Source organism: Pseudoalteromonas sp. BSi20439 (assembly GCF_000241165.1).
In the GTDB taxonomy this organism is placed as follows: Bacteria; Pseudomonadota; Gammaproteobacteria; order Enterobacterales; family Alteromonadaceae; genus Pseudoalteromonas.
The window spans coordinates 1-4604 of sequence record NZ_BADW01000065.1 but is presented as its reverse complement, the minus strand read 5'-3'; the positions used below and the strand labels follow the sequence as shown (position 1 = coordinate 4604).

At 34.1% G+C, this 4604-nt stretch carries 5 protein-coding genes and 1 pseudogene; 5 read left to right on the top strand and 1 reads right to left on the bottom strand.

The genetic code is table 11. From position 1 onward, the window contains the following. The coding region (locus P20439_RS18600; protein ID WP_036933049.1) for a hypothetical protein at positions 1-953 on the top strand (953 nt) is incomplete at its 5' end. 162 nt (positions 954-1115) lie between these two features. On the opposite strand, the gene P20439_RS06205 is transcribed toward P20439_RS18600, so the two are convergent. Next, positions 1116-2009: a WYL domain-containing protein gene (locus P20439_RS06205; RefSeq protein WP_008465364.1), complete on the bottom strand. Its 894-nt coding sequence runs from the start codon at positions 2007-2009 to the stop codon at positions 1116-1118. 473 nt (positions 2010-2482) lie between these two features. Between P20439_RS06205 and P20439_RS19085 the strand changes: the two are divergent. From P20439_RS19085 to P20439_RS06190, 4 genes and pseudogenes are all read left to right on the top strand, one after another. After that, positions 2483-2824 (top strand): annotated as a pseudogene (locus tag P20439_RS19085) (YegP family protein); the annotation flags it as partial. A 60-nt stretch (positions 2825-2884) separates the two neighbouring features. Next, the gene (locus tag P20439_RS19080; RefSeq protein WP_268795523.1) at positions 2885-3079 is read left to right on the top strand and encodes a multiubiquitin domain-containing protein; all 195 of its coding nucleotides are present in this window, start codon (positions 2885-2887) and stop codon (positions 3077-3079) included. Continuing rightward, entirely contained in the window at positions 3054-4235 is a 1182-nt protein-coding gene (locus tag P20439_RS06195) for a ThiF family adenylyltransferase (protein ID WP_008465360.1), read from the top strand. The genes P20439_RS19080 and P20439_RS06195 overlap by 26 nt, the downstream gene beginning before the upstream one ends. Further along, on the top strand, positions 4222-4604 hold a 383-nt coding region (locus P20439_RS06190; RefSeq protein WP_050947006.1), incomplete at its 3' end, for a DUF6527 family protein. The genes P20439_RS06195 and P20439_RS06190, both read left to right, overlap by 14 nt.

The following is a 4604-nucleotide window of genomic DNA, read 5'->3' as shown; positions in this document are numbered from 1 at the left end:
AGATAGCGGTAGAAAAAATTAAAAAAGAGTCATTAGATATTATTAACGCCTACAAAAACAAGATGTTGCAATCGGACTACAGTTTTTCGTCTTTAACATACGTTGAAAAGCTATGCTTGTTTATACTACTTACTGAATATCACTCAGCGGATAAGCAACCGTTGAGAATAAACCCTGAATCTTTACATTTAACTGGTTGCGATGAGGTCGATATAAAATACATACTAAGCCTTAAATCGAAAGGTGTGTTGGCTATAGTTGATTCGGTTCCTGATGAGGTTATTCAAGCTAATAATCAATTAAATTATAATCGGTATCGAGTAACAAGTTTTTGGGCTCCAGCAGAGGTAAAGCGAGGTGATAGTGAGTTTTGTCCTGGTATATATCTGCGCTATACAAGTGAATTTGAATCATCCGCTGAGCTTCAACAAAAATTGTATGCTGAAATATGCTCTCGAAAGTTTAAAGAAAGCGATATTGAAGAGCTCCGCATACTGATAAATGATATAAGGCTAAACAACTTTTATAACATCATTACTTGGGTAAGCGAAGAGTTTCGAATCGATATTGAGAGCTCGTTGAAGTTAGAAGGGTTACTTAATCATTGTGCAAAAAATCATTCGCTTCTTGCCATTTGCTATTGTATGTACTCAAATGCGGAAAAGGTGGCAGCACAGCTTTATAGGCGAGATACACCAATATACATAGCTAATAAGCTGTTCACTAAGTTGTTTGACGATTATCTTACTATGGCTTCAGATAGAGGTTGGTCACTCACATATACAAAAAGATTACCAGATACAGTTGAAACATCTCCGCTCGAATCTTTAGTTAGCAGTCACTTTTGTGGTAATAACTTTAACTGGTTTTTATTGAACACTAATGAAATATTTGATTATTGGATTTCAGGTGCAGACCTTAATACAGAGTTACTCAGGGTTGAAGCTAAGTGATGATTATTTAACTATATGAGGGATAGTAAAGACATATCCCCCTCGTGATTTTACCCTGACTTTACGGTCAGACATCATAAGTTAACAGTCAGATAAAAGTAAGGAAATCATGACAAAACTCAAAGTCTTACAATTTCATTTTATAAGCTAACATAGATGAAATCATATATAATCCAATAGCATATCTCTATTCTTTAAGGCAAATTTATAATATTTATCATCTGATATAGATTCGTTTGTATCTATATGCCATTGTTTAGTAATAACCCAAATCAATGCTGCCTTTTCCATTACGATTAATTCATTTTGATCTGGTTTCATTCCGTAGTCACTTCGTAAATTTTCTTTTGCCTTATCATTTAAATTAGGGTGTATTGTTAGTATTACTGGGACTGATAAATTCCAATTGCGATCTTGAGCTAATGATTCATAAGGTAATTGCAACTTAGCTTCACCATTTATATTCTCAACTTTATCTATACGTGAGAAATTAAAGTTTTTGAAGGCATATTTTTCTTTTTCACTTCTATCGTAAGCCCTAAAGATCCAATTTTTTCCATCACTTAAAATAGTTAATGGAACTAAAGGACGAGGTGTATGCTTATCACTATTTGCAGATAGATAGGTACAGCTAATAGCATGTAAATTAAACATAGCACGAGTGACTTTTGCTACATCATCAATGTCAGTTTGGTCCGGAACTACACCTATTCTTGAATAAGGTAAAAATGGGTTACGAGAAAGTTTATTTTTGTTGAAGCCGTGGGTTAGCATTCCAAGAGCTATATTTACACTAATTTCTATTAATGGTTGGTATGTCTCAGTTCGAATAGTGTTAACTTTTTGGCTTCTATCATATTCTAAATTATCCGGTCGAAGTTCACTGTATTGAGCTATTAATTTAGATGCGCTTGCATCAGATAGATCAAACTCATCAAGTAAGTCACTTCTTTTTACAATCCCAGTAAACCTTAATTTAAAATCAATAAATGCAATTCTTTCTGCATTAGATCCTACAACCGATTGAAGCATAAGGTAATTCATAGAGTTATTCATTATTAATTATCCATTAAATAATAATTTCCATGCGTTATTATAGTAAATAACCCAACAAACAGCAAATAACACGTGTAATTATTGGATGTGTTCTGTTGATCTGGATTTCTTTACATGTATAATTAGCGATGAGTATATTTAAGATCCTCTTGCCAATGTTAAGATCTTAATGTACTGTAACACTACATATTGTGTTTTTGTTTTGTTTTGACACTAAATGTAGTGTTTTAGGCAAGAGTAATCCTTGTAGGATGAATGCAAGATGTATAACTTTATGAATGGATTTTATATGAAATTCTGGAAGTTAGGGTGTTACTTAATGGCGCTGGAACGCCACTAAGTAACCAGTATGCAATCACATAGAGAACACACTTAGGAATGTTTAACCAAACCTTGGAAGGCTGAATTTAGTCTATTTGGTAATACATTTCAACTTGTGTCTTTATTTAATTTTATTAAATGAGGCATTTAAAATGCGCAAAGCTAAATTCGTGCTATTTCAAAGCACAAAAAATGATGAATACTATTTTCATCTTAAAGCTGGAAACGGCGAAATAATTTTAGATAGCGAAGGATATACTACTAAAGCAAGTTGCTTGAATGGTATTGCGTCAGTAAAAGAAAACTCACAAAACCTCAAGCATTTTAAGCTACTAGTAGCTAAAAATGGAGAGGACTACTTTAACTTGGTTGCCGGTAATGGTGAAGTTATTGGTAGCAGTGAAACCTACAAGTCAAGACAAGGCCGTGACAATGGTATTGAATCAGTTATGGTCAATGCACCTAGCGCTGAAATAATAGATTCTACAACTGAACATAATCAATCAGAGCCAGAGAATGAAATTACCATTATCATTAACGGCCGCCCAAAGATTGTGAGAGAGAAAAAACTTTCGTTCATAGATATCATTAAATTGGCTTTCGGTAGCTATCTTGATAATGATCGCACAGTTTATACTATGACTTATAAAAAAGCGGTAGATAAGCATCAGGGCAGTTTAGTATTAGGTGAAGAGTTAAAAATTAAATCGGGGGTGATTATCAATGTCACATCAACTGATAAATCTTAGTCCCGATTTAAAAAAGCTTTCTGATGAAGGCTTTAGTCTTGAAATACGAGATACTCACGTTTTAGTACATGATATTCCTTATGTTAATAGTAATAAGGAAATTCAGTATGGAACGATGATCACTTCTTTAACTATAGAATCAGGTTGTGCAGGTAAGCCAACAACTCATGTAATGCATTTTTCAGGTGAACAACCATGCAATATTGATGGTTCTGAAATTGTGCAGATTAAACATACGACCTGTCGAGAAAATTTAACAGGAAATATTATTTCCGATCGTTCTTTCTCGAATAAACCTCAAGGAGGTTATTCAGACTATTACGAAAAATTCTCTCGATATATTTTAATTGTTTCAGCTCCTGCAAAATCGATTGATGGGACAGTTAAATCCAATCCGTATAAACCTGTAACATCAAAAAGTGATGATGTTACAGTTTTTAATTATCTGGATACCAATGCAAGCAGAGCCGGTATCGCTGCAATAACATCTAAAGTAAAGCATCAGAAAATCGCGATAATCGGTTTGGGTGGAACAGGATCGTATATTTTAGATTTGGTTGCCAAGACCCCAGTTAAAGAGATTCATCTTTATGATGGTGATGACTTTGTACAGCATAATGCTTTCAGGTGCCCTGGTGCTACGGCATTAGAAGATCTTCAACAGGGAAGAAAAAAAGTTGATCACTTTAACGCTCAGTATAGTCAGATGCGATCAGGAATATTCGCTCATGCTGAATATATTACAAGCGAGAATATTACACAGCTTCATCAATATGATTTTGTTTTTATTAGTGTTGATAATGGAGCTATCAAAGAGTTAATTTTTAATCATTTAACTCAAATGAAAGTTTCATTTATTGATGTCGGAATTGGTATTCAAAAAGATAATGATAAGTTGTCGGGAATACTGAGAACTACGGCTGCAACTCCAGACAAGCACGATCATTTATCAAAAAATGTATCATTTATTAATAGCGATGAAAATGAATACACAACCAATATCCAATTACCCGAATTGAATAGCTTAAATGCGAGCTTTGCCGTTATCAAGTGGAAGAAGTTAAGCGGGATTTACCATGATCATGACGAGGAACACGATAGTACTTATACGATAAATGCCAATATGCTTTTAGGTAGTGATTATGTTGCGGCATAAGTTTGTTGAGTTTATGCCTGACGATATATCGCCAGGCATTCTATATGTTTCGATGAATTATGGTACTGCTATTCATAAATGTTGTTGCGGTTGTGGCGAAGAGGTTGTAACACCCTTTAGCCCTACTGATTGGAAAATAACATTTGATGGAGACAATGTATCGTTATCACCTTCAATAGGTAATTGGTCTTTTAAATGTCAGTCCCATTACTTTATACGTAATGGTCGTGTTGATTGGTGCCAGAGTTGGACTAAACAACAGGTTAGCGATAATAGAAAGGAAGACTCTTTAAATAAGCAATTACACTTCCAGGAAAATAAAACTAAAGAGGTAACTGCAAAGTTAGGTTTTATCAGCTGGATTAAAAG

What these genes read in the sequence shown, in the direction of transcription:
- P20439_RS06205 (WP_008465364.1), bottom strand. Translation starts at nt 2,009, where the DNA reads ATGAATAACTCTATGAATTACCTTATGCTTCAATCGGTTGTAGGATCT.
- P20439_RS06195 (WP_008465360.1), top strand. Translation starts at nt 3,054, where the DNA reads ATGTCACATCAACTGATAAATCTTAGTCCCGATTTAAAAAAGCTTTCT.